The sequence below is a fragment of the Micromonospora chalcea genome (genome assembly GCF_028768405.1).
In the GTDB taxonomy this organism is placed as follows: domain Bacteria; phylum Actinomycetota; class Actinomycetes; order Mycobacteriales; family Micromonosporaceae; genus Micromonospora; species Micromonospora chalcea.
Genome location: NZ_CP118233.1, coordinates 5,426,084 through 5,447,861, shown reverse-complemented (window position 1 = coordinate 5,447,861; position 21,778 = coordinate 5,426,084). Strand labels below are relative to the sequence as shown.

The following is a 21,778-nucleotide window of genomic DNA, read 5'->3' as shown; positions in this document are numbered from 1 at the left end:
CCTGATTCAGCCCAGCGTCGCCAGCCAGCGCAGCAACCCGCGTACGCCCCAGCCGGTGGCGCCCTTGACCAGTTCGCCGTGCGTGTCGTCGGACCACGACGGCGCGGACATGTCCAGGTGCGCCCACCGGTCCCGCAGGTCACCGGTGAACTCCCGCAGGTACAGCGCGGCCACCACCGAGCCGGCGCCCTGCGCCGGTGAGCTGTGCAGGTCGGCGACGTCGCTGGCCAGGTGTTCGACGTAGTCGTCGGCGAGCGGCATCCGCCAGGCCCGCTCACCGGCCGCGGTGATCGCGTCGAGCAGGTCGCCGGCCAGGGCGTCGTTCTCGCTGTAGAGCGCCGCGTGCCGCTTGCCGAGGGCCACCGCGTTCGCGCCGGTCAGCGTGGCCAGGTCGATCAGCAGGTCGGGCTTCAGCTCGCGGACCGCGTACGCCATCGCGTCGGCGAGGACCAGCCGGCCCTCCGCGTCGGAGTTGGTGCTCTCGCTGGTCAGCCCGCCGTAGTGCCGGATCACGTCGCCGGGGCGGAACGCCGACCCGCTGACCATGTTCTCGGCGAGCGGGGCCAGCGTGGTGACCCGTACCGGAAGCCCCAGTTCGGCGGCGCCGAGCGTCGCGGCGATCACCGCGGCGGCGCCGGCCATGTCCTTGCGCATGAGCTTCATGGCGGGCACCGGTTTGATCGAGATGCCGCCGGTGTCGAACGTGATGCCCTTGCCGACGAGGACCACGTGGGTGCGCGCGCCGTCGGGCCGCCAGTCCAGCTCGACCAGGCGGGGGCCGCTGGCGGAGCCGCCGCCGACGGCCAGGATGCCGCCGAAGCCCTCGGCCGCCAGCTCCTGCGGACCGCGTACCCGCAGGTGCAGGCCGGTCCGGCCGGACGCGGCGCCGGCCACCTGCTCGGCGAACCACTCCGGGTTCTTGGTGGACGAGGGCGTGTTCGTGAGGTCCCGGGCCAGGCGGGTCATCTCGGCGGTGGTCCGGGCGGCGTCGAGCGTGCCCGCGAGCGCCTCCGGGTCGTCGACGAGCACCAGCGCCTCGGCCAGGGCCGGGCGTCCGCCGGACTCGGTGAGGCGGAAGCGGTACGAGCCGAGCAGCAGGCCCTCGGCCAGGCCGCGCAGCGCCTCGGTCGCCTCGCCGGGAAGCGCGATGGTGATCTGCGTCTCATCCTTCGCCGCGCGGGCCAGCGCGGCGCCCGCGGTGCGCCAGTCGCGCTCGTCGCCGGACCCGACGCCGAGCAGCCACAGCCGTGCCGGAGCGCCGCCGGGACGCAGGTGCTCGCGTACCTCACCGGCGGCGCCGGTGAGCCGGGTGGCGGGCAGCAGGGCGGCGGCCTCGGCCCGGACGTCGTCGCCGGGCGCGACGGCGGTCGGGACCAGTTCGGCCGGAGAGCCGGACGAGTCCACGGAGTCGGGCTTCCCGGGACGGACGGGCAGGACGAGAGCGTCGGACCCCGCGGGCCCACTCACCAGACGAATGACCAGCACGCTGGACCGTACCTCCGAAATGGTTTCAACGGGGACGTTTCATCGCTCACCCGCAGAGAAGGCCCTGAGCCACCGGCGGTGCCGGTGGCTCAGGGTATGACGAACCGCCCGCGCGGCGGACGCCACGCGGACACTCCTCGAATCAGCCCGCTGCCGCCTTCAGCGCGTCACCCAGCGCGGTGGCCTCGTCGGGAGTCATCTCGACGACGAGCCGGCCACCACCCTCCAGCGGGACACGCATGACGATGCCCCGGCCCTCCTTGGTGACTTCCAGCGGACCGTCGCCCGTCCGCGGCTTCATCGCCGCCATGTTGTCTCCCCTCAGACCTACACCAGGGTCGGTGAGTTGCCCCACAGCCACTTCGCCAACGCCAACCGCAACCATCACGGGAGGCTCGACCAACGATTTTCCCTGATGAACACCGCCGGACCCAAACCGAAGCAGCATTGATGTAACAGCATCTAGCTTATCTTGGATAGGCCTGTCACAATGTGCGGTCATGCAGGCACGGTCGGCACTCTTCGACCTGTACGGCGACCACCTCCGGGCCCGAGGTGGCCGCGCACCCGTCGCCGCCCTGGTCAAGCTGCTCGCCCCGCTCGGGATCGCCCCACCGGCGGTGCGCACCGCGGTCAGCCGGATGGTCCGCCAGGGCTGGCTGGAACCACTCCGGCTCGCCTCCGGACCCGGGTATTCGATCACCCCGAAGGCGGCCCGTCGACTCGACGAGGCGGCGTCGCGGATCTACCGGACCGGACGGCACAGCTGGGACGGACGGTTCGACCTCCTGGTGCTCACCCCGCCCGCGTCCCGCCGCGACCGGCAGCGGCTCGCCGCCAACCTCAGCTTCCTCGGCTACGGCACGCTCGACGACTGCACCTGGGTCGCCACCCGCGCCGGCGAGGACGTCGACCTGCTGCTCGACGAGGCGGGCGTGCGCTACGAGCGCTTCACCGCCGCCCACACCTCCGGCACGCCCGGCGCGATGGGCGTGGTCCGCCGCGCCTGGGACCTGGCCGAGATCGGCCGGGCGTACGAGCGTTTCGTCGCCGAGCAGAAGCCGCTCCTGTCCGGCGTCACGGTGCGCAGCAGCGACGAGGACGCGTACGCGGCCCGGTTCCGGCTCGTGCACGCGTGGCGTACGTTCCTGTTCCGGGACCCGCAGCTGCCACCGGCGCTGCTACCCGAGCGGTGGCCGGGCACCAGCGCGGCCAGCTTCTTCGACCGGCACGCCGCCCGGCTCCGGCCGGCCGCCGACCGGTACGTCGAGCAGTGCCTCGACGCGAGCAACCGCCTGGCACGACAGAAGGGTCGTTAGAAACGTGACCGAGCCGCTGCTCGTCGACCGCACCGACGCCGTCGTCACCCTGACGCTGAACCGCCCGACGGCGATGAACTCGCTCGACGTGGCGCTCAAGGAGGCGCTCCGGGACACCCTGGCCGAGCTGGAGACCGACCGCTCCTGCCGGGCCGTGGTGCTGACCGGCGCGGGCGGCTCGTTCAGCGCCGGGCAGGACCTGCGCGAGCACGTGCAGACGCTGGACTCGGCCGACGCCGACCCGCTGGGCACGGTCCGGGCGCACTACAACCCGATCGCCGCCCGGCTGGCCAACCTGCCCAAGCCGGTGGTCGCCGCGGTGCGCGGCATGGCCGCCGGGGCGGGCGCCTCACTGGCCCTGCTCGCCGACTTCCGCATCGGCGGCCCGAAGACCCGTTTCCTGATGGCCTTCGCCGGGGTGGGGCTGGCCGCCGACACCGGCGCGTCCTGGACGCTGCCCCGGCTGGTCGGCCACGCCAAGGCCGTCGAGCTGCTGATGCTCGCCGAGCCGGTGAGCGCCGACGACGCCTGCCGGCTGGGCCTGCTGAACCGGCTGGTGGACGACGACGAGCAGGTGCTCCCGGCCGCGCAGGAGCTGGCCGCGCGGCTCGCCGCCGGCCCGACCGTCGCGTACGGGGCGATCAAGCGCCAGCTCTCCATCGCCGACGCCGGCACGCTCGCCGACGCGCTGGCCGCCGAGGCGCAGGCGCAGGCGATCTGCGGCGCCACCGCCGACCACCACGCCGCCACCAAGGCGTTCGTCAACAAGCAGAAGCCGGTCTTCGAGGGCCGCTGAACCGGGCCGGGGCGGGCGCCGGGCACCCCTCGCGCGCCCGCTCAGCGGGCCACGTAGCCGCCGTCGATGGGGATCGTGTGCCCGGTGACCCAGGCCGCGTCGTCGGAGGCGAGGAAGAGCACCACGCCCGCCACGTCGTCGGCGGTCGGGATGCCGGGCTTCGGGTTGAACGACTCCATCTGCCGGCGCATCTGCTCCGGGTCCGGCGCGTTCGCGATGAAGTGCTCCACGAGCGGGGTCATCACCACTGTCGGGGCGACCGCGTTGACGCGTACGCCCCGGGCGGCGTACTCGACGGCCGCGGACCGGGTCAGCCCGACGATGCCGGCCTTGGTGAACGTGTACGGCGAGATGTTGTCCTGCGCGGTCAGCCCGGCCGTGGACGAGGTGTTGACGATCGCGCCGCCGCCGGAGCGCAGCATCGCGTCGATGCCGTACCGCAGCACGTAGAACACGCCGTCGCCGTTGATCCGGCGGACCTTCTCCCAGTTCGCCAGGTCCATCTCGTGCAGCGCCTGCTGCTGCCCGTCGATGCCGGCGTTGTTGAAGATCACGTCGAGCCGGCCGTACCGCGCGACCGCCTCGGCGATGCCGCGCTCGACGGAGGTGGCGTCGCCGGTGTCCATGGTCACCGCGAGCGCGTCCGGCAGGCTCGACGCCACCCGTTCGGCGCCCTCGGTGTTGATGTCCGCGATCACCAGCTTGCCGCCCTCGGCGGCGAACCGGCGCGCCGTCGCCTCGCCCAGGCCGGACGCTCCGCCGGTCACCAGCACGACCCTGTCCCGGAACCGCATGGCACCCCCTTGACCACGCCGGCCGGCGCCGGCCCTCGTCCCGGACGCTACCGCCCGGGACGGGGGGTCAGTCGTCCTCTTCCGGATCCTGGTTGGCCTCGACGCCGAGCACGAACGCCTGCATGGCCAGCTCGTCGCCGTAGGGCGAGACGAACGCCGGCAGCTCCCGCGGGCCCAGCTCCTGCACGTAGGACCAGAAGATCCGGACCGCCTCGGCCCGCGACGCCGCCTCGATCGGCAGGTCCAGGCTGACCAGCCAGGTGCTGCGGGCCGGCGGCGGGCCGAGCCGGTCGGCCAGCGCCCGCCAGCGGGCCGGGTCGAGCGCGACCACCGGTCCGTCCGGCGCCGGGCCGTCGACCGGAACCGGCTCGTCCAGCGCCCGCCGGGTGTACGCGACCACGAGCGGCCCGGCCGCCAGGTCGGACTGCGGATCGTCCGGGTCCTCCCGGGTCCCGGACGCCGCGAGCGCGACCCGGCCGAGCGCGACCAGCCGCAGCGGCTCGTCGACCAGCACCGCCACCCGGTCGCCGGGGCGCGGGCGAGCCGCTGCGGCCGGCCCGGTCAGCTCCAGCACGTCGTGGTGCACCAGCCGCTCGGCCTCGAAGCGCTCGGCGGGCAGCAGCACCGCCCAGGCGCCGGTAGTGGTCTCACCGTCGGTCGTCCCGCTCGTACGCGGCTCGGTGTCGGTCATGTCCCAATCCCATCACGCCGGAGGTGGCGCGCTCGGTCACACCCCGGCCCGGTCACCGCTCACGTGACAGTCGGCCAGGTGGTCGTCGACCATGCCGGTGGCCTGCATCAGCGCGTAGGCGGTGGTGGGGCCGACGAACCGGAAGCCCCGCTTCTTGAGCGCCTTGGCCATCGCGGCGGACTCCGGGCTGGTGGCCGGCACCTCGGCGAAGGACCGGGGGCGCGCCGCCCGGGGCGGCGGCGCGAACGACCAGAGCAGCGCGGAGAGGCCCTCGGGCAGCTCCGACGCGGCCCGGGCGTTGGCGATCGCCGCCTCGATCTTGGCCCGGTTGCGGACGATCCCCGCGTCGGCCATCAGCCGGGCCACGTCGGACTCGCCGTAGCGGGCCACCGACTCGATCCGGAACCCGGCGAAGGCGTCCCGGAACGCCTGCCGCTTGCGCAGGATGGTCAGCCAGGACAGGCCGGACTGGAACGCCTCCAGCGTCAGCCGCTCGTAGAGCGCGTCGTCGCCGCGCAGCGGCCGGCCCCACTCCTCGTCGTGGTAGACGGCGTAGTCGGGGGTGCTCGCTCCCCACGCGCAGCGCGGCAGCCCGTCGGGGCCGTTCACCAGGTCAGTCACGGCGTCCACGATAGGCCGGGCCACCGACAGCCCCGCCGCGCCGACCGCCGGTCAGGGCAGCCGGCCCTGCTCGACCAGCCGGGCGAACTTCTTCAACGCCTGGGTGAGGCTGAACTTCGAGCCGGGCCAGAGCACCGGCCAGGCCACCCGCCCGGCCGGGCCACCCGGCAGGTGGAACCACTCGTGCCAGACCACCTGGGTGCGGTCGCGGTCCATCGGGGTGCAGCGCAGCACGCCGGGGCCGCGCAGCAGCTTGCCGCAGTGCACCACGCCGACCTCGTACGGGGCGTCGACCCGGACCACACGCATCTCGTCCCGGAGCACGGCCGGGCCGAGCGCGGTGACCGCCTCGACCAGGCTGCCCTCACCGCCGTCACCCTCGACCACCCGGACCCGGGTCAGCGGGATCCAGTCCGACTGGCGTTCCCAGGCGGTGAGCGCGGCGAAGACGCGATCGGCCGGCGCGTCGACGATCACGGTGGCGGTGACCTCGCCGGCGCCGCGCCGGGACGCCTCGGTGAAGTCGTCGGCCGGGCGGCCGGCGCCGGTCACGCGGACTCCGACCGGACCACCGAACCGCGCTCCCGGTCGTCGTCGGCCGAGCCGGCAGCGATCCCGTTCGCCGGGGAGACGGTGTCCTCGGTCGCCGCGGCGGCGGGGGCCTCCGCCACGCCCGGCTCGGCCGGGGTGCCTCCCGGCTGTCCGTCGGCGTCGGTACGGGACGGCTGCTCGGGCGCGGACAGGTCGATCACCACCGGCTCCGGGTCGGACGGGTCGACCGCCTGCTCGGTCTCGGGCCGGGTCGCGGCGGCCTCCTCGCGCGCCCGGCGCAGCGCGTCGGCGTCCTCGGTGCGGCCGTCGCGCAGGGCCGCGTTCTCCGCCTCCAACACGCTGATCAGCTCGGACTTGTAGCCGATGTCGTACGCCGCGCGGCGCAGCGCGGAGTCGACCTGGGCCATCCGGTAGCCGCGCAGCGCCGTGTCGAAGCGGACGCCTGTCACGTCCGACTCGTCGAGCGGACGGCTGCCCGGCAGGGGCACGGCCCGCCCGTCCGGCTCGGCCGGTGTCAGGCCCGGATCCTTGCCGGAGACCAGCACCGTCACGCCGAACACCACCGCCGCGACTGTCAGCGCGACGACCAAGAGGAGCAGAACCTCACCCATGCACAGATCGTGGCATGCGGGCCGGGATCGGGCGAGCCCTCCGGGACGTCCGGTCGGTAAATGCGTCCGACGCACGGGACCGGCAGGGGTGGCGCACACGGGACCGGATAGCGTCGGACCGGCCGGCGAGCGCGGGCGACGAGGAGGCGGGCATGACCGGGGCGTTGCGGCTGGGCGGACGGACGTTCGGCCCCGGTGAGCTGGTGGTGATGGCGATCGTCAACCGCACGCCCGACTCGTTCTTCGACCGGGGCGCCACGTTCGCCCAGGACAGCGCGCTGCGCGCGGTGGAGCGCGCGGTCGACGAGGGCGCCGAGATCATCGACATCGGCGGGGTGAAGGCCGGCCCGGGCGACGAGGTGGACGTGGCCGAGGAGATCCGGCGGACGGTGGACACCATCGCCGCGGTCCGGTCCGCCTTCCCCGAGGTGGTCGTCTCCATCGACACCTGGCGGGCCGAGGTGGCGGTGGAGGCGGTGGCGGCCGGCGCGGACCTGCTCAACGACACCTGGTCGGGGGCGGATCCGGCGCTGGCCCGGGTCGCCGCGGCGACCGGCGCCGGGCTGGTCTGCTCGCACGCCGGCGGGCTCGCGCCGCGTACCCGGCCGCACCGGGCCCACTTCGACGACGTGGTGGCCGACGTGCTCACCACGGTGACCGGGCTGGCCGAACGCGCGGCCGGGCTGGGCGTACGCCGGGACGGCATCCTGATCGACCCGGCGCACGACTTCGGCAAGAACACCCGGCACTCGCTGGAGATCACCCGGCGGCTGGCGGAGCTGTCCGACACCGGCTGGCCGCTGCTGGTGGCCCTGTCGAACAAGGACTTCATCGGCGAGACGCTCGACCTGCCGGTGCCCGAGCGGTTGGAGGGGACGCTCGCCGCCACCGCGGTCTCGGCCTGGCTCGGCGCCCGGGTGTTCCGCGCCCACCAGGTCCGCGAGACCCGCCGGGTGCTGGACATGGTGGCCTCGATCCGGGGCGACCGGCCGCCGGCGGCGACCCGGCGCGGGCTGGCCTAGGAGGTCAGGTGACGCGCGGCGCCTGACGGGTCAGGTCCAGCGCAGGACGCCGCGCCGCCAGGCGTAGAGGATGCCGAGCGCGACGATCGCCACGAAGACGCCCATCTCGACCACGGTGGTGGCGCCGAAGCCGGGCCGGTCGAACACCAGCGCCCAGGGGAACAGGAAGACCGCCTCGACCGCGAAGAGCACGTACAGGTAGGCGTAGACGTAGTAGCGGATCTGCATCTGGGCCCAGTCGCCGCCGACCGGGTCGATGCCGCACTCGTACGTGGCCCGTTTGCCCCACGGCTCGGCCGGGCGGCTCGGACGTAACACCCGGTTCGCGGAGAACGCCGTCACGAAGAAGAGCACGGCGGCGAGCAGTAGCAGACCGAGCGTGGCGTACGAGCCGAGATATCCGGTCACGAGCGGAGCGTACCGGTCCCGTCCAGATGTCCCGGACACGTTACGAATTCGTTTCCTGGCAGGACTAGTGCCTGAAGGCAAGCATCACCGAATAATGGGACACCTTGACCCGCCCCGGAGGACAGATGGCCCGCCTGCGCGTTCGACCCGTTCGGCGGGCCGCGCTCCGTCGTACCCTCGCACTGCTGGTGCCCGCGTTGGTCGCGGCGGCGGTGGCGGTGGCGCCGGCCGGAGCCACGGCCGCCGCCGGAGGTCCGGCCGGCCTGGCCCGGGTGATCGAACCCGCCGATCCAGCCGGCGAGCCGACCGAACCGGTCCCCACCGCGGACCCGGGAACCAGCTCGCCCGCACCGCCGCCCACCGAGGCGCCGCCACCCCCGAGCACGCCTCCGCCGCCGGTCACCACCGCGCCGGCCCCGCCGGTCAGCAGCCCGCCCGCCGAACCGGCGCCGACCAGCGCGGCCCCGAACACCACCAGCGCGCCGCCGCCGGTCGTGCCGCCGGTCCAGCCCCCGCCGCCACCCTCGGCCCAGCCGCCCGGCGGGCCGCTCGGGGTACGGGTGAACACCGAGGACGTGGTGCTCACCCCCGACTACTGGAATGCCGACAGCACGGTTGCCACGCTGCGGGTGACGGTGACGAACACCGGCGGCCGGGCGGAGCGGATCACGCTCGCCTACACGCTGCCGCCCGGGCTGACCGACGCGGGCACGCCGGGCTGCCAGCCGACCGGCGGCGCCAACCACAGCTGCGTCGGGTGGGACGCCGAGCCGGGCGCCCGGTTCAGCGCGACCATCCGGGTACGGGTCGACGGCGACGCCTGGCGGACCATGCCGCTGACCGGTTCCGTGCAGGTCACCGCCGTCGCGCCGGGGGTCAGCGGAGCGGCGTACGACGACGAGGGCTTCCCGGTGCTCTTCCCGCCCGGGCCGCCGGTGCCCGGGATCTCGCTGCGCGCCGACGAGGTGCTGTTCGACATCAGTGGCGCGCCCAGCACGCTCACCGTCCGGCTCGGCAACACCGGCGAGGTCGACGCCGCGGGCCGTGTCGAGGTGCTCCTGCCGGCCGGTGTGACTGCCGGCGACACCGGGAGCGGCTGCGCCGCGGTGACGCCCGACCGGACCCGGTGCGAGCTGGGCGTCCTGCCGGCCGGGCGGACCGCGACCCTGCGGTTGACGCTCGCCGCCTCGGCCGAGGCGCAGCGCCGTGCCCCGCTGGCCGGCGCGGTGATCGGCCGGCTGGACCCGCGCAGCGGGCGGGAGCGGCAGGTGCAGATGAGCTTCCGGATCAGCGCCGCCGCGGCGGACGCCACCCCGCCGGTGGGCGTGCCGGGTCCGACCGCCTCGCAGGGCGTGCTCGCCGCCGGTGGCGGGCCGGCCGACGACGACGCCTCGACCCGGCGGACCGCGATCGCGCTGATCGCCGTGTCCGGCCTCCTGGTCGTGCTCGCGCTGACGCTGGCGACCCGCTCGCTGCGCCGCCGCAGTGACATCACGGTGCCGGAGCGGCCGGCAACCGACCGGTGATCATGAATACGTGGTGATCTGGGTTACGGACCCAGGTACTAAACGCTGCAAAGCGGGGCATACAGCGGCCCGAACCAGTCCCATACGTCGGACCTCGACCAAGGTGGCCCTAACGTGGCGACGTAGGCTCTGACGTGAGAATCGGAGCGGGCCGGGCCGGCAGGGGCGACGGCGCTCAGCGAAGCGAGGTGCGGGTGTGACCAAGCAGATCCGTCAACTGGACCGGGTGGTCATCCGGTTCGCCGGGGACTCCGGCGACGGCATGCAGCTCACCGGCGACCGGTTCACGTCGGAGACGGCGCAGCTGGGCAACGACATCTCCACGTTGCCCAACTTCCCGGCCGAGATCCGCGCCCCCGCCGGCACCCTCCCCGGCGTCTCCAGCTTCCAGGTGCACTTCGCCGACTACGACATCCTGACCCCGGGTGACGCGCCGAACGTGCTGGTGGCGATGAACCCGGCCGCGCTCAAGGCCAACCTGGCCGACCTGCCGCGCGGGGCGGACATCATCGTCAACACCGACGAGTTCACCCGGCGCAACCTGGCGAAGGTCGGCTACGCGACCAGCCCGCTGGACGACGACTCGCTCGACGGGTACGCGGTGCACCCGGTGGCGCTCACCTCGATGACGATCGGCGCGCTGGCCGAGCACGACGTCTCCAAGAAGGACGCCGAGCGCGCCAAGAACATGTTCGCGCTCGGGCTGCTGAGCTGGATGTACTCCCGCCCGTACGAGTCCACGCTGCGCTTCCTGGAGCGCAAGTTCGCGGCCCGCCCCGAGCTGGTGGCGGCGAACGTGGCCGCGTTCCGGGCCGGCTGGAACTTCGGCGAGACCACCGAGGACTTCTCCGTCCGGTACGAGGTCAAGCCGGCCAAGATGCTGCCCGGCACCTACCGGAACATCACCGGCAACGCGGCGCTGTCGCTGGGCCTGGTCGCCGCCGGGGTGCGCTCCGGGCTGCCGGTGTTCCTCGGCGCGTACCCGATCACGCCGGCCTCGGACATCCTGCACGAGCTGAGCAAGCACAAGAAGTTCGGCGTGGTCACCATGCAGGCCGAGGACGAGATCGCCGCGGTCGGCGCGGCGCTCGGCGCGTCGTACGGCGGCTCGCTCGGCGTCACCACGACGAGCGGTCCCGGTGTGGCGCTGAAGAGCGAGACGATCTCCCTCGCGGTGGCGCTGGAGCTGCCGCTGGTCATCGTCGACGTGCAGCGGGCCGGGCCGTCCACCGGCATGCCGACCAAGACCGAGCAGGCCGACCTGAACATGGCCCTGTACGGCCGGCACGGCGAGGCGCCGGTCGCGGTGATCGCGCCGAAGTCGCCGTCGGACTGCTTCCACGCGGCGCTGGAGGCGGCCCGGATCGCGCTGACCTACCGCACGCCGGTGATCCTGCTGTCGGACAACTACGTCGCCAACGGCTCCGAGCCGTGGCTGCTGCCGGACGTGGAGTCGCTGCCCGACCTGCGGGTCGAGTTCGCCACGAAGCCCAACGGCGAGGACGGCACCACCTTCCTGCCGTACCTGCGCGACCCGCAGACGCTGGCCCGCCCGTGGGCGGTGCCCGGCACGGCCGGTCTGGAGCACCGGATCGGCGGCCTGGAGAAGGCCGACAAGACCGGCGACATCTCGTACGACCCGGCCAACCACGACTTCATGGTGCGGACCCGCGCGGCCCGGATCGAGACCATCCCGGTGCCGGCCGTCGAGGTGGAGGACCCGGACGGCGACGCCCGGGTGCTGGTGCTGGGCTGGGGCTCCACGTACGGCCCGATCGGCGCGGCCTGCCGTGGCCTGCGCCAGCGCGGGCACTCGGTGGCCCAGGCGCACCTGCGGCACCTGGCCCCGATGCCGGCCAACCTCGGTGAGGTGCTGGCCCGGTACGACAAGGTGGTCGTGCCGGAGATGAACCTCGGCCAGCTCGCCCACGTGATCCGGGCGAAGTACCTGGTCGACGCGATCGGCTACAACCAGGTCCGCGGTCTGCCGTTCACCGCCGCCGAGCTGGAGACGATGCTGGAAGAGGTCCTGAAGAATGTCTGAGCCCGTCGCCCTCAAGCTCACCGCCAAGGACTTCAAGTCCGACCAGGAGGTGCGCTGGTGCCCCGGCTGCGGCGACTACGCCATCCTGGCGGCCGTGCAGGGCTTCATGCCGGAGCTGAACATCCCCCGGGAGAACATCGTCTTCGTCTCGGGCATCGGCTGCTCGTCGCGCTTCCCGTACTACATGAACACGTACGGGATGCACTCGATCCACGGGCGCGCCCCGGCGATCGCCACCGGCCTGTCGGTGTCCCGGCCGGACCTGTCGGTCTGGGTGGTCACCGGTGACGGCGACGCGCTCTCCATCGGCGGCAACCACCTGATCCACGCGCTGCGCCGCAACGTCAACCTGAAGATCCTGCTGTTCAACAACCGGATCTACGGGTTGACCAAGGGCCAGTACTCGCCGACTTCCGAGGTCGGCAAGATCACCAAGTCGACGCCGGTCGGTTCGGCGGACGCGCCGTTCAACCCGCTGTCGCTGGCGCTCGGCGCCGAGGCCACGTTCGTGGCCCGGACGATCGACTCGGACCGCAAGCACCTCCAGTCGGTGCTGCGGGCCGCCGCCCAGCACGAGGGCTCCGCGTTCGTGGAGATCTACCAGAACTGCAACATCTTCAACGACGGCGCGTTCGACACGCTGAAGGAGCCGGCCACCCGGGACGACTTCCTGATCCGGCTGGAGCACGGGCAGCCGATCACGTTCGGCAAGGACGGGCAGTTCTGCGTCGTCCACCCGCCGGGCGGCTTCGGCCTGGAGGTCCGGGAGACCGCGAACACGCCGGCCGAGGAGATCGTGGTGCACGACGCGGGCGTGGCCGACCCGGCGTACGCGTTCGCGCTGTCCCGGCTGCCCGGCCTGGATCTGAGCAACACCCCGATCGGCGTGTTCCGGTCGGTGGGCCGCCCCTCCTACGACAGCGTGGTGCAGGAGCAGGTCGCGGCCGCCAAGGCGAGCGTGGACAAGACCCCGGAGCAGCAGCTCGCCGCGCTGCTCGGCAGCGGCGACACTTGGACGATCCTCTGATCCGCCGCTGACGCGTCACGCGAGAGGGCGGGCCGTTCCCCCGTGGAGCGGCCCGCCCTCTCGCGTGTGACGCAGCCCGGTCAGGCGGCCGCCGAGGCGGGCACCCACAGGTCGTCGACGGCCCGCTCGGCCGCGGCGAGGCTCTGCTCGAACAGCGGGATCAGCTCGGCCATCGCCGGGTTGACCGGGGCCAGGGTCAGCTCGGCGCAGATGAACCGCGGCTCCAGGCCGGTCAGGGACAGGCCGTGCGGCAGCCACGGCTCGGCGTGGTCCCAGCCCTCGCGCGGGGTGCCCGGGCCGTACCCGCCGCCGCGGCTGACCAGGACGACGAACTGGCGGTCGCCGAGCAGCCCGGCGTTCGTCACCGGGTCGTAGGCGATGCCGGGGGCGATCAGGTGGTCGACCCAGGACTTCACGCTGCTGGGCGCGCCGTAGTTGTAGAGCGGGAGCCCGAGCAGGACCGTGTCGGCCTGCTTCACCTCGGCCACGACCTCCTCGGTCAGCCGCCAGGACGCCGCCTGATCGGGGGTGTGCTGATCCGGTGGCACCATGCGCGCGAGGCCGCTCGCGGTGTTCAGGTGCGGCAGCGGGTTCTGTCCCAGGTCCCGGTAGGTGACGGTGCCGTCCGGGTGGGCGGCGCGCCAGGCGGCGGCCGCGCGGGCGGTGAGCCGCCGGCTGATCGACCGCTCCCCGGTGATGCTGGAGTCGATGTGCAGCAGGTGTGCCATTGGTGATTCCTCCTCCGACGATCGTTCGTGTAGAACCAACTATTTATAGCAGGTCGATGTTCCTCGGAGCGCGTAAACTGGGTCACATGTCCGCCGCACCGGTCGAGGAGTCCGAGCGCCGCTCCGGGCCCCTGCTCGACCACCTGGCCCGGCGGATGCGGCTGCGCTCGGAGTCGGTGCTGGCCCCACTGGGCCTGCGCCCCCGCCACCTGGTGGCGCTCACCGTGCTGCGCGACTCCGGCGGCATCAGCCAGCAGGCGCTCGCCGGCACGCTCCAGCTCGACAGCACGAACGTGGTCGGGCTGCTCAACGACCTGGAGGCGGACGGCCTGGCCGAGCGCCGCCGCTCCCCGGAGGACCGCCGCCGGCACGAGGTACGCCTCACCGAGGCGGGCACGAAGCGACTGCGCGAGGCCGAGTGCGCGCTCGCCGGAGCCGAGGAGGAAGTTCTCGGCGCGCTGGCGCCCGGCGAGCGGGACCTGCTCTACGACCTGCTGCGACGGGCCACCCAGGGCCGGTCGTCGACCTGCGGCGAAGTGATGGCGGAGGGCGGCCCGGGCGCCTGCTGACCGCCGGCGCTCAGCGGAACCGGGTCAGAGCGCCGTGGTGGCCTGCGGCCGGTCGTCGCGGACGTGGACCAGCATGTCGCCGGTCTCGATCACCGCTCCGGCACGGTCGTTGAGCGTAACCACCTTGCCCCGGCGGACCAGCGCGATGACCAGCGACTCCAGCTCACGCGGAGAACGGCCCACCTCGTCGCGCTCGGCCGACCGCATCGCCAGCGCCATGCCCTGCCCCGGGGTGAGCAGGTCCTCCACCACGTCGATCAGGGGCGGGGCCGAGGTGGACAGGCCGAGCAGCCGCCCGGCCGTGGCCGACGAGACGATCACGTGGTGCGCGCCGCTCTGCTTGAGCAGCGGCGCGTTCTCCGCCTCGCGTACCGCCGCGATGATCCGCACCTGACCGGCGGTGAGCTGCCGGACCGTGAGCGCCACCAGCACCGAGGCGTCGTCGCTGTCGGTCGCGATGATGACCGACTTCGCGGTACGCACGTGCGCCTGCTCCAGCACCGACGAGCGGGTCGCCGAGCCCTCGATCGTCACCAGGCCGTTCGAGGTGGCCTGCCGAAGCGCTGGGCCACTGCGCTCGACCACCACGATCTTGGACTTGTCCGTGCCGTTCTCCAGCAGGGCGGAGACCGCGCTGCGGCCCTTGGTGCCGTAGCCGCAGATGATGACGTGGTCCTTCACGGTTCTCCTCCACCGCGACAGGCGACGCCCGGTGCGGTACTGCTCGGTCAGGACTTCCAGGGTGGTGCCGACCAGGATGATCAGGAAGAGCACCCGGGCGGGGGTGACGAACAGGACGTTCGCCAGTCGCGCCGACGAGCTGACCGGCGTGATGTCGCCGTACCCGGTGGTGGAGAGCGAGACCACCACGTAGTAGAAGCAGTCGAGCAGGCTCAGGCCGCTGTCGTCGACGTCGCGGTAGCCGTCGCGGTCGAGCCACACCACGAACACCGTGGCGAAGACCAGGCCGAGAGCGGCGAGCAGGCGCAGGCTCAGCGCGCTCAGCGGCCCTCGCCGCTGCGCGGGAAAATGGATCACCGTCGGTCCTGCTCCGCCACCTGCACGCCCACAAGATAACGGGTACGCGGGGACGCGGCCCGCCGGGTGACGATCGGAACCCGTCGGGGCCGCTGCCGGAGGCGTGGAGAGGGCATGATGGGTAAGTCCGGGGCGCCCGACCGCGAGGAGGCCGGTATGTCGTTGCTGCGACGGGTGATCGGTGGGGTGCTCCGGCGCATCCGCCTGCGCCAGGGCCGCACGCTGCGCGAGGTGGCCCAGGCCGCCGGCGTCTCCCTGCCCTACCTCTCCGAGGTCGAGCGCGGACGCAAGGAGGCCTCCTCCGAGGTGCTCGCCGCGATCTGCCGGGCGCTCGGGATCCACCTCGCCGACCTGCTCGAAGAAGCCCGTGACGAGCTGCGCCGCGAGCGGCCGACGCCGGTCGTCCCCGGAGTCTCGGCGGCCCGGTTCGACCGGGTGCCGGTCGCCCGCACCGGGCCGCAGCTGCGGGTCGGCCCGCCCCGGCTGTCCGTCACGCGCCGTCCGGCCGTGTCGTCCCGGCCGCCCGTGTCCCGCCGGCCCGCCGTCTCGCTCCGGCCGCACGTCGCCCGTCGGCCGGTCACCGCCACGCCGCTGCTCGGCGGCACGCTGCGGCCCCTGGGCCCCGGGCCGGCGCCGCTCGGCGCGCCCCTCGGCGCCGCCACGCCGATCGGGTTCGGTGGCGGCATCCGGATCTGGCCGGCCCCCTCCGCCCCGACCGCCCGCCCCCGTCCGCGTACCTCCGTCACGCTGGCCCGGCGGCGGGCCCGCGCGGGCCGGCGGCGGCCGGTCGCCGCGTAGCTTCTGCCGAGGGCGGATCTGCCCCGGGCAGAAAGCCTGGGCCGCGACCGTGCGCCCGGCGGACGCTGGAGACCGCCGGGTTCCCGGGCGGTCCACCGTCCACCGGCGGTACGGAGGTGCGCGGTGATGGGTGGCATCTGGATGCTCGACGATCGGCAGGCGGTGTTCGACGACCGGGTCTTCGAGCGGCTGCTGAAGGAACGGATCATCTTCCTCGGCACCGAGGTCACCGAGGCGTCGGCGAATCAGATCTGCGCGCAGATCCTGCTCCTCGCGGCCGAGGACCCGGAGCGCGACATCTTCCTCTACATCAACTCGCCCGGCGGCTCGGTGAGCGCCGGCATGGCCATCTACGACACCATGCGGTACGTCAAGAACGACGTCGCGACGCTGGCGCTCGGGATCGCCGGCTCGATGGGGCAGTTCCTGCTCTGCGCCGGGACGGCCGGCAAGCGGTTCGCGCTGCCGCACACCCGGATCCTGATGCACCAGCCCTCCGGCGGGATGGGCGGCACGGCCTCCGACATCACCATCCAGGCCGAGAACATGCTGCACGTGAAGCGGACCATGCAGGAGCTCATCGCGCGGCACAGCGGGCGCACGCTGGAGCAGATCCAGCGCGACTGGGACCGGGACCGCTGGTTCACCGCCGAGGAGGCCCGCGAGTACGGCCTGATCGACCAGGTGCTCTCCCGCGTCGACCAGCTCGCCGGGTGAGCCGGGCGGCCCGGCCGGATCACCGGCCGGGCCGCCGCTGACGTCACGGGTAGCTGACCACGGTGCTGGTGCCGTACGAGCCGACGACCGGGGTGCCGACGTCGTTTATCGTGCGCTCGATCCCGCCGCTGCCGTCGAGGAACACGGTGATCGCGTCGTGGAACCGCACCCCGGCCCGGCGCGGCGCCTCGATCCCCCTGTCACAGCGGATGTCCACGCCCTGGTTGAAGTACGAGTAGACGCCCAGTCCCCACGCCTCGTGCGTGCGGACGTGGTCGGCCACCTTGTACGAGGCCCAGCCGTTGCCGGTCGGGCTGCGCCAGGCCGCCTGGCTCGGCGGGTCGTAGGGCAGCTCGCTCTGGTAGAACACGGTCCGGCCGCGCTCGCCGTTCCAGATGGTCTGCCAGCGCTGGTAGTGCTCGACGAAGAGCCCGTACGCGGTCACGTCGTCGCCGTTGACGATCACGCCGGTGGCGGCGGTGTTCACGGTCCAGCCGATCGTCCCGGCCCGGCCGTGGTCGCCGCGCCAGGCCCAGATGTTGTCGATCAGCGTGTGCCGGCTGTGCACCACCAGGCTGGTCACCGCCCGCCCGGCGTACGGGCCGCCGATGCGGAAGAAGACGTCCTGCAGCGAGATCGGGTTCGTGGCGTGCGACCGGTGGCAGTGCCGCGTACCGACCTCGACCAGCACCGGCGACTCGACCGGCCCGGCGTCCACCAGCACCCCGGCGATGCGGACCCCGTCCACGTCCTCGATCCGCAGCGCCGCGTCCCCGCGGTCCGGCACCAGGCTCGGCATGCCGAGGCCGAGCACGACGGTGTCCGGACGGCGTACCCGCAGGGCCCGGTCCAGGTGGTAGACGCCGGGGGTGAGCAGCAGGTGCCGGCCCCGGGCCAGTTCCGCGTTGATCCGCTTCGCCGAGTCGGTGGGCCGGGCCAGGAAGAACGCGGACAGCGGCAGCGACGGCACCGGCGCGCCGCCGGTGGCCCAGGTGGTGCCGGCGGTGTTCCGGCGCAGACGCGGTACGGCGACTCGCCAGGCGCCCCGGGCGTCGACGAACAGGTACGGCTTCTCCCGGGTCACCGGGCTGGTCGGCAGCGTCGTGTACGGCGGGTCGGGGAAGCCCTGGGCGGGCGCGCCGATCACGCCGGAGAAGACCTGGTTCCACACGCCGTTGGTCCACTCGCCGCCGAGTTCGCTGTCGCGGGTGAGCCACTGCTGCTGGGAGCCGTTGATGGTGATGCCGTCCACCTTGGAGTCGGCGATGTAGCCGCCGCTGGAGTAGCCGCCGTTGCCGGGTTCCAGCCACAGCACACCCTTGACGTGCACCCGGCGCATCGGCGACGCCTGGGAGACGGCCCATTGGTTCGACCAGTCGGTCGGGGTGACCGCGAGGTTCTCCGCCGAGCGCCAGAAGTTGGTGAGCGCGGAGATGCCGGCGGGCGAGTTCGGGTCCGGCTGCCCGACCACCCGGACCGCGCCGTGGATCTCCACGTCGTCCGGGTGGGCGCCGAGACCAGCGACAGTCGTGTAGTAGCCGAGCCGGGCGTCCACCTCGTAGCGGCCGGGCTTGAACAGCACGGCGTACCTGTCGAAGCCCATCTCGTTGCGTTCCTGGGCGGTGAAGAGCCGGTCCAGCGTGGACTGGATCTCCTCCACCGGCGTGCCGGGGTCGTACACGAAGACGTTGGGGCCGAAGTCGGGCTCGCGTGCCGGGCGCGCGGCCGGGGACGCGGCGGCGGCGCCGGCCGGGAGGCCGAGGGCGGTGAGCGAGGCCGCGGAGGCGGTGAGCGTGAGGAAACGGCGGCGGGAGGGGTCGGGTGATCGCATCTGCCTGCCTGTTCGGTGGATGGGACGGGAGAGCGCTCTCTCGGCTGTTCCTACCTCATCACCGTCGATACCGCCAGAGCCCCGCCGGTTCCGGAACCGGCGGGGCTCTGCGTCGTACGTCGGTCAGGCGCGCCCGGCGCGCTGCTTCACCAGGTCGTCGACGAGCCGCTCCACGTAGTCGGCGGTGTCCTCCCACCGGGTGACCGCGTGGCAGCGGATGTCCATGGCCTTGACCGGGTAGTCGTTGCCGCCCACGTCCAGCCGGTCCCCCACGAAGAGCACGTTGTCGATGGTCAGGTCCAGGTGCTCCAGCAGCTTCCGCATGCCGTACGCCTTGTCCACACCCTTGCGGGTGACGTCGATCGAGGTCGAGCCGCCGCCACGGACCTCCAGGTCGGGCAGCTTCGCCGCGACCGCGTCCCGCAGCCGCCGCTTCTTGTCGCCGTCCGGGTCCCAGCCGTACTTCTCGGCCGGCGGCGCGGACTGACCCAGCGCGGAGAACGTGATCTGGCTGCCCCGGTCCTCGATGATGTCGCCCCAGGTCTTTGTTTCCCACAGACCCAGCGCCTGCGCCGACTCGGTCAGCGCGGCAACGACACGTGCCTTGTCGGCCTCGCTCAGATCCTCGGCGTAGACCTGCCGCCAGTCCCCGTCGGACCAGCGGTAGTACCGGGTACCGCAGGTGGGCATCAGGTGCAGCCGCTCGCGCTGCTGCTCGGTGAGGTCGAGGTGGGCCAGCACCTGCGACTGGAACTGCTCGAACCGACCACCGGAGATGATGAGTACGTCCACCTCGGTGAGCAGGTGGCCGAGCAGCTCCGCCATCCGACGATCGATCTGGGACTTGGAAATCGCCAGGGTGTCGTCCAGGTCGAACGCCACCACTCGAAGATCGTTCACGAATACCTCATGTCGTCGCGGACAGGCCAGAACTAGCAGGGTACCGACGCACCCTGGCGCCGACCTGGAGGGCCCGGACCGGAGGGCTCACCAGACCACGCGGCCCTCATGACGGAGCGTAACAGCGGCTCCGCAGCGGGTTCGGGCCTTCCGGAACCGGGCTCGACGGTGAAATGCGGTCGACAGCGTCCGGCGCCGATCGCCATGGTGAGCGGATGCGCCAGGACGAGATCTGGAACGGCGAGACCGCCGAGCGGTACGACACACCGGGCACGGGGATGTTCGCGCCGGAGGTGCTCGACCCGGCCGTGGACCGGCTCGCCGCGCTCGCCGGCGACGGGCCGGTGCTGGAGTTCGCCATCGGCACGGGCCGGGTGGCAGTCCCCCTGGCCGGACGCGGCGTGCGGGTCAGCGGCATCGAACTCTCCGCACCGATGGTGGAGCGACTGCGGACGAAGGCCGATGCGGCGACGATCCCGGTGGTGATCGGCGACATGGCCACCGCCACCTCACCCGGGGAGTACAGCCTGGTCTACCTCGTCTACAACACCATCTCCAACCTGCTCGAACAGGCCGAACAGGTGGCGTGCTTCCGCAACGCCGCCCGCCACCTCAAGCCCGGCGGCCGGTTCGTGATCGAGCTGGAGGTGCCGGAGCTGCGCGTACTGCCGCCCGGGCAGCGGGCGGCGGTCTTCGCGAGCGAGCCCGGATACGTCGGCGTGGACACCTACGACGTGCTGCGGCAACACCTCGTCTCGCACCACTTCGAGTTCGGCGACGGCCGCGAGGCGCGCGTCTTCCGCAGCCCGCACCGCTACGTCTGGCCGTCCGAGCTGGACCTGATGGGCGAGTTGGCCGGCTTCACCCTGGAGCATCGGTACGCGGACTGGTCCGGCACGGAGTTCACCGCCGAATCGCGCTCCCACGTGTCGATCTACCGGCTCCCGGCCCGACCCACGCACCTCGCGTCGCATTGATTCATTGACTTCGATCACTCACCGTCGATAGCCTCGCGTCGACAATTACCTTCATCGATGGAGGCTGAGCGGTGAGAATTTTACGACTGCGCGAGGCGCTCGTCGCGCTCGTGACGACCGCCCTGGTGACCACCACAGCGGCAACACCCGCCACGGCCGCGCCCGGCAGCGGCCTGTCCACGCTGGCGAGTTCGTCCACCTTCCCGCTGGCCGACCCGGACACCCTGCTGGCGAAGGACGGCTCCTACGTCACCTACGGCACCACAGTCGGCGCCGGCACCGGCGCGCGCTGCGGCGCGACCGGCAGACTGTACGTACCCGTCCTCGTCCACGGCTCCGGCAGCAGCGTCGGCATGGCCGACTGCGCCTCGCACGACGCGCTGCCCTCCGGCCCGGGCGCCTGGGCCGAGCCCGGCGGCGCGGTCTGGGCACCCGGCGTCGCCCGCTTCGGCAACCGGTTCTTCATGTTCTACACCGCCTCCCGCAAGGGCTCCGGCCAGAAGTGCATCGGACGGGCCGTCTCCGACAGCGCCCGCGGCCCCTTCCAGAACCAGGGCGAGTGGGCCTGCCCGGACGCCGGGCGGTGGGCACTCGACGCGAACCCCTTCGTGGCCGGCGGGAACCTGTACGTGACCTACCGGGACGACGCCATCGCCTCCGGCGCCGAGACCGGCATCTCCACGGTCCGCACCGATAGTGAGGGCCGCGCGATCTGGGACACCCGCCGGGACATGCTCAAGAGCACCGACATCACCTGGGACACCGCCAAGATCAGCGGCGGTACGCACGTGGTGGAGAACCCGGCGATGTGGAAGGCCGCCGACGGCGACTGGTACCTGATGTACTCGGGCAACAACTGGGACAGCGCGCGCTACTCCACCGGCATCGCCCGCTGCGGCGCGACTCCCCTGCCCGGCTCCCGCTGCACCCCCATCCGCGAAGGCGTGTCCCGGCCCTTCTTCGGCTACACCGGCAGCGCCGGACTCAACCCGATCCGCGGCCTGCCCGGCAACCACCAGGGCCCCGGCGGGATGGACGTCTTCGACGCCGCCGATGGCACCGCGCGCGTCGTGTGGCACTGGTGGAACGGCTCCACCCGCTTCCCGATGACCGGCGTCCTGACCCGCCCCTCCACCGGCTTCCTCGTCTCGTAGTCGGCGCGCTTGCCGACACGACTGCTCACCGTAAGCTTCGGGATGGTCACGTTCGGTAGAACTCGTTCACGGAAAATTGCATTTGGCAAGAGGTGGCACCGAAATTTTCTCGATGCGATGCATCTGCTTGTCAGGTACCCGACAGTGAATTGCCCGCTCTTGTGCTAGCT

The 21,778-nt window shown here is 72.7% G+C and carries 23 protein-coding genes; 11 read left to right on the top strand and 12 right to left on the bottom strand.

Annotation, left to right across the window (positions count from 1 at the left end):
• Positions 1-6 precede the first annotated feature (6 nt).
• Together PVK74_RS24535 and PVK74_RS24530 are read right to left on the bottom strand one after the other, a co-directional pair.
• Positions 7-1,485, bottom strand: a complete 1,479-nt coding sequence (locus PVK74_RS24535; protein ID WP_064447571.1) for a leucyl aminopeptidase family protein — start codon at positions 1,483-1,485, stop codon at positions 7-9.
• 142 nt (positions 1,486-1,627) lie between these two features.
• Positions 1,628-1,795, bottom strand: coding sequence for a DUF3117 domain-containing protein (locus tag PVK74_RS24530; RefSeq protein ID WP_013283866.1), 168 nt, complete (start codon positions 1,793-1,795; stop codon positions 1,628-1,630).
• 190 nt (positions 1,796-1,985) lie between these two features.
• Between PVK74_RS24530 and PVK74_RS24525 the strand changes: the two genes are divergently transcribed.
• Together PVK74_RS24525 and PVK74_RS24520 are read left to right on the top strand one after the other, a co-directional pair.
• Positions 1,986-2,804 carry a PaaX family transcriptional regulator gene (locus PVK74_RS24525; protein ID WP_043326925.1) on the top strand — a complete coding sequence of 273 codons (819 nt, stop codon included), beginning with the start codon at positions 1,986-1,988 and terminating at the stop codon, positions 2,802-2,804.
• A gap of 4 nt (positions 2,805-2,808) precedes the next feature.
• Entirely contained in the window at positions 2,809-3,600 is a 792-nt protein-coding gene (locus tag PVK74_RS24520; RefSeq protein ID WP_043326927.1) for an enoyl-CoA hydratase/isomerase family protein, read from the top strand.
• A 41-nt stretch (positions 3,601-3,641) separates the two neighbouring features.
• Here the strand turns inward: PVK74_RS24520 and PVK74_RS24515 are convergent, their stop codons facing one another.
• The 5 genes from PVK74_RS24515 to PVK74_RS24495 all read right to left on the bottom strand — a co-directional run bounded on the left by PVK74_RS24515 (position 3,642) and on the right by PVK74_RS24495 (position 6,869).
• A complete protein-coding gene (locus tag PVK74_RS24515) occupies positions 3,642-4,394 on the bottom strand; it encodes an SDR family NAD(P)-dependent oxidoreductase (protein ID WP_043326929.1) in 753 nt (250 codons plus the stop codon).
• A 67-nt stretch (positions 4,395-4,461) separates the two neighbouring features.
• Positions 4,462-5,085 (bottom strand): hypothetical protein, encoded by a 624-nt coding sequence (locus PVK74_RS24510; RefSeq protein WP_043326931.1) that lies wholly within the window; start codon positions 5,083-5,085, stop codon positions 4,462-4,464.
• A gap of 36 nt (positions 5,086-5,121) precedes the next feature.
• Entirely contained in the window at positions 5,122-5,706 is a 585-nt protein-coding gene (locus PVK74_RS24505) for a DNA-3-methyladenine glycosylase I (protein ID WP_064447752.1), read from the bottom strand.
• 51 nt (positions 5,707-5,757) lie between these two features.
• A complete protein-coding gene (locus PVK74_RS24500) occupies positions 5,758-6,258 on the bottom strand; it encodes an SRPBCC family protein (protein ID WP_043326933.1) in 501 nt (166 codons plus the stop codon).
• Entirely contained in the window at positions 6,255-6,869 is a 615-nt protein-coding gene (locus PVK74_RS24495) for a DivIVA domain-containing protein (protein ID WP_104115122.1), read from the bottom strand. The genes PVK74_RS24500 and PVK74_RS24495 overlap by 4 nt, the downstream gene beginning before the upstream one ends.
• A gap of 152 nt (positions 6,870-7,021) precedes the next feature.
• Here PVK74_RS24495 and folP point away from each other — a divergent pair, with 152 nt between their 5' ends.
• The gene (gene folP / locus PVK74_RS24490; protein WP_113972094.1) at positions 7,022-7,891 is read left to right on the top strand and encodes a dihydropteroate synthase; all 870 of its coding nucleotides are present in this window, start codon (positions 7,022-7,024) and stop codon (positions 7,889-7,891) included.
• Between the two features lie 30 nt (positions 7,892-7,921).
• Here the strand turns inward: folP and PVK74_RS24485 are convergent, their stop codons facing one another.
• Positions 7,922-8,299 (bottom strand): NADH-quinone oxidoreductase subunit A, encoded by a 378-nt coding sequence (locus PVK74_RS24485; protein WP_030501070.1) that lies wholly within the window; start codon positions 8,297-8,299, stop codon positions 7,922-7,924.
• A 188-nt stretch (positions 8,300-8,487) separates the two neighbouring features.
• On the opposite strand from PVK74_RS24485, the gene PVK74_RS24480 reads away from it, so the two are divergent.
• The 3 genes from PVK74_RS24480 to PVK74_RS24470 all read left to right on the top strand — a co-directional run bounded on the left by PVK74_RS24480 (position 8,488) and on the right by PVK74_RS24470 (position 12,896).
• On the top strand, positions 8,488-9,825 hold the full coding sequence (locus tag PVK74_RS24480) for a hypothetical protein (protein WP_274477312.1): 1,338 nt from the start codon (positions 8,488-8,490) through the stop codon (positions 9,823-9,825).
• Positions 9,826-10,021: 196 nt separating this feature from the next.
• Positions 10,022-11,869, top strand: a complete 1,848-nt coding sequence (locus PVK74_RS24475; protein WP_113972096.1) for a 2-oxoacid:acceptor oxidoreductase subunit alpha — start codon at positions 10,022-10,024, stop codon at positions 11,867-11,869.
• Complete coding sequence (locus PVK74_RS24470) at positions 11,862-12,896, top strand: 2-oxoacid:ferredoxin oxidoreductase subunit beta (RefSeq protein ID WP_043326944.1); 1,035 nt, start codon at positions 11,862-11,864, stop codon at positions 12,894-12,896. The genes PVK74_RS24475 and PVK74_RS24470 overlap by 8 nt, the downstream gene beginning before the upstream one ends.
• Before the next feature lie 80 nt (positions 12,897-12,976).
• On the opposite strand, the gene PVK74_RS24465 is transcribed toward PVK74_RS24470, so the two are convergent.
• The gene (locus PVK74_RS24465) at positions 12,977-13,624 is read right to left on the bottom strand and encodes an FMN-dependent NADH-azoreductase (protein WP_104115126.1); all 648 of its coding nucleotides are present in this window, start codon (positions 13,622-13,624) and stop codon (positions 12,977-12,979) included.
• Positions 13,625-13,710: 86 nt separating this feature from the next.
• On the opposite strand from PVK74_RS24465, the gene PVK74_RS24460 reads away from it, so the two are divergent.
• Positions 13,711-14,193: a MarR family winged helix-turn-helix transcriptional regulator gene (locus PVK74_RS24460; protein WP_174536704.1), complete on the top strand. Its 483-nt coding sequence runs from the start codon at positions 13,711-13,713 to the stop codon at positions 14,191-14,193.
• A gap of 24 nt (positions 14,194-14,217) precedes the next feature.
• Here the strand turns inward: PVK74_RS24460 and PVK74_RS24455 are convergent, their stop codons facing one another.
• Positions 14,218-15,231: a potassium channel family protein gene (locus PVK74_RS24455; RefSeq protein WP_043326951.1), complete on the bottom strand. Its 1,014-nt coding sequence runs from the start codon at positions 15,229-15,231 to the stop codon at positions 14,218-14,220.
• Positions 15,232-15,387: 156 nt separating this feature from the next.
• Between PVK74_RS24455 and PVK74_RS24450 the strand changes: the two genes are divergently transcribed.
• Both PVK74_RS24450 and PVK74_RS24445 read left to right on the top strand, forming a co-directional pair.
• Positions 15,388-16,029 carry a helix-turn-helix domain-containing protein gene (locus tag PVK74_RS24450; RefSeq protein ID WP_043330676.1) on the top strand — a complete coding sequence of 214 codons (642 nt, stop codon included), beginning with the start codon at positions 15,388-15,390 and terminating at the stop codon, positions 16,027-16,029.
• Between the two features lie 126 nt (positions 16,030-16,155).
• Complete coding sequence (locus PVK74_RS24445; RefSeq protein WP_274477310.1) at positions 16,156-16,746, top strand: ClpP family protease; 591 nt, start codon at positions 16,156-16,158, stop codon at positions 16,744-16,746.
• 43 nt (positions 16,747-16,789) lie between these two features.
• On the opposite strand, the gene PVK74_RS24440 is transcribed toward PVK74_RS24445, so the two are convergent.
• Positions 16,790-18,577: an adenylyl cyclase gene (locus tag PVK74_RS24440; protein ID WP_274477309.1), complete on the bottom strand. Its 1,788-nt coding sequence runs from the start codon at positions 18,575-18,577 to the stop codon at positions 16,790-16,792.
• Between the two features lie 123 nt (positions 18,578-18,700).
• Positions 18,701-19,477, bottom strand: coding sequence for an HAD-IIB family hydrolase (locus tag PVK74_RS24435; protein WP_274477308.1), 777 nt, complete (start codon positions 19,475-19,477; stop codon positions 18,701-18,703).
• Positions 19,478-19,692: 215 nt separating this feature from the next.
• On the opposite strand from PVK74_RS24435, the gene PVK74_RS24430 reads away from it, so the two are divergent.
• Both PVK74_RS24430 and PVK74_RS24425 read left to right on the top strand, forming a co-directional pair.
• Positions 19,693-20,454: a class I SAM-dependent methyltransferase gene (locus PVK74_RS24430; protein ID WP_113972098.1), complete on the top strand. Its 762-nt coding sequence runs from the start codon at positions 19,693-19,695 to the stop codon at positions 20,452-20,454.
• A gap of 71 nt (positions 20,455-20,525) precedes the next feature.
• Positions 20,526-21,608, top strand: a complete 1,083-nt coding sequence (locus PVK74_RS24425) for a family 43 glycosylhydrolase (RefSeq protein WP_104115131.1) — start codon at positions 20,526-20,528, stop codon at positions 21,606-21,608.
• The last annotated feature ends 170 nt before the right edge of the window (positions 21,609-21,778 follow it).

Excerpts from the sequence above, each read along its gene's own strand:
- PVK74_RS24470 (WP_043326944.1), top strand. The coding sequence starts at position 11,862 with ATGTCTGAGCCCGTCGCCCTCAAGCTCACCGCCAAGGACTTCAAGTCC.
- PVK74_RS24430 (WP_113972098.1), top strand. The coding sequence starts at position 19,693 with ATGCGCCAGGACGAGATCTGGAACGGCGAGACCGCCGAGCGGTACGAC.
- PVK74_RS24510 (WP_043326931.1), bottom strand. The coding sequence starts at position 5,085 with ATGACCGACACCGAGCCGCGTACGAGCGGGACGACCGACGGTGAGACC.
- PVK74_RS24465 (WP_104115126.1), bottom strand. The coding sequence starts at position 13,624 with ATGGCACACCTGCTGCACATCGACTCCAGCATCACCGGGGAGCGGTCG.
- PVK74_RS24450 (WP_043330676.1), top strand. The coding sequence starts at position 15,388 with ATGTCGTTGCTGCGACGGGTGATCGGTGGGGTGCTCCGGCGCATCCGC.
- PVK74_RS24525 (WP_043326925.1), top strand. The coding sequence starts at position 1,986 with ATGCAGGCACGGTCGGCACTCTTCGACCTGTACGGCGACCACCTCCGG.
- PVK74_RS24460 (WP_174536704.1), top strand. The coding sequence starts at position 13,711 with ATGTCCGCCGCACCGGTCGAGGAGTCCGAGCGCCGCTCCGGGCCCCTG.
- PVK74_RS24440 (WP_274477309.1), bottom strand. The coding sequence starts at position 18,577 with ATGCGATCACCCGACCCCTCCCGCCGCCGTTTCCTCACGCTCACCGCC.
- folP (WP_113972094.1), top strand. The coding sequence starts at position 7,022 with ATGACCGGGGCGTTGCGGCTGGGCGGACGGACGTTCGGCCCCGGTGAG.
- PVK74_RS24515 (WP_043326929.1), bottom strand. The coding sequence starts at position 4,394 with ATGCGGTTCCGGGACAGGGTCGTGCTGGTGACCGGCGGAGCGTCCGGC.
- PVK74_RS24495 (WP_104115122.1), bottom strand. The coding sequence starts at position 6,869 with ATGGGTGAGGTTCTGCTCCTCTTGGTCGTCGCGCTGACAGTCGCGGCG.
- PVK74_RS24530 (WP_013283866.1), bottom strand. The coding sequence starts at position 1,795 with ATGGCGGCGATGAAGCCGCGGACGGGCGACGGTCCGCTGGAAGTCACC.
- PVK74_RS24445 (WP_274477310.1), top strand. The coding sequence starts at position 16,156 with ATGGGTGGCATCTGGATGCTCGACGATCGGCAGGCGGTGTTCGACGAC.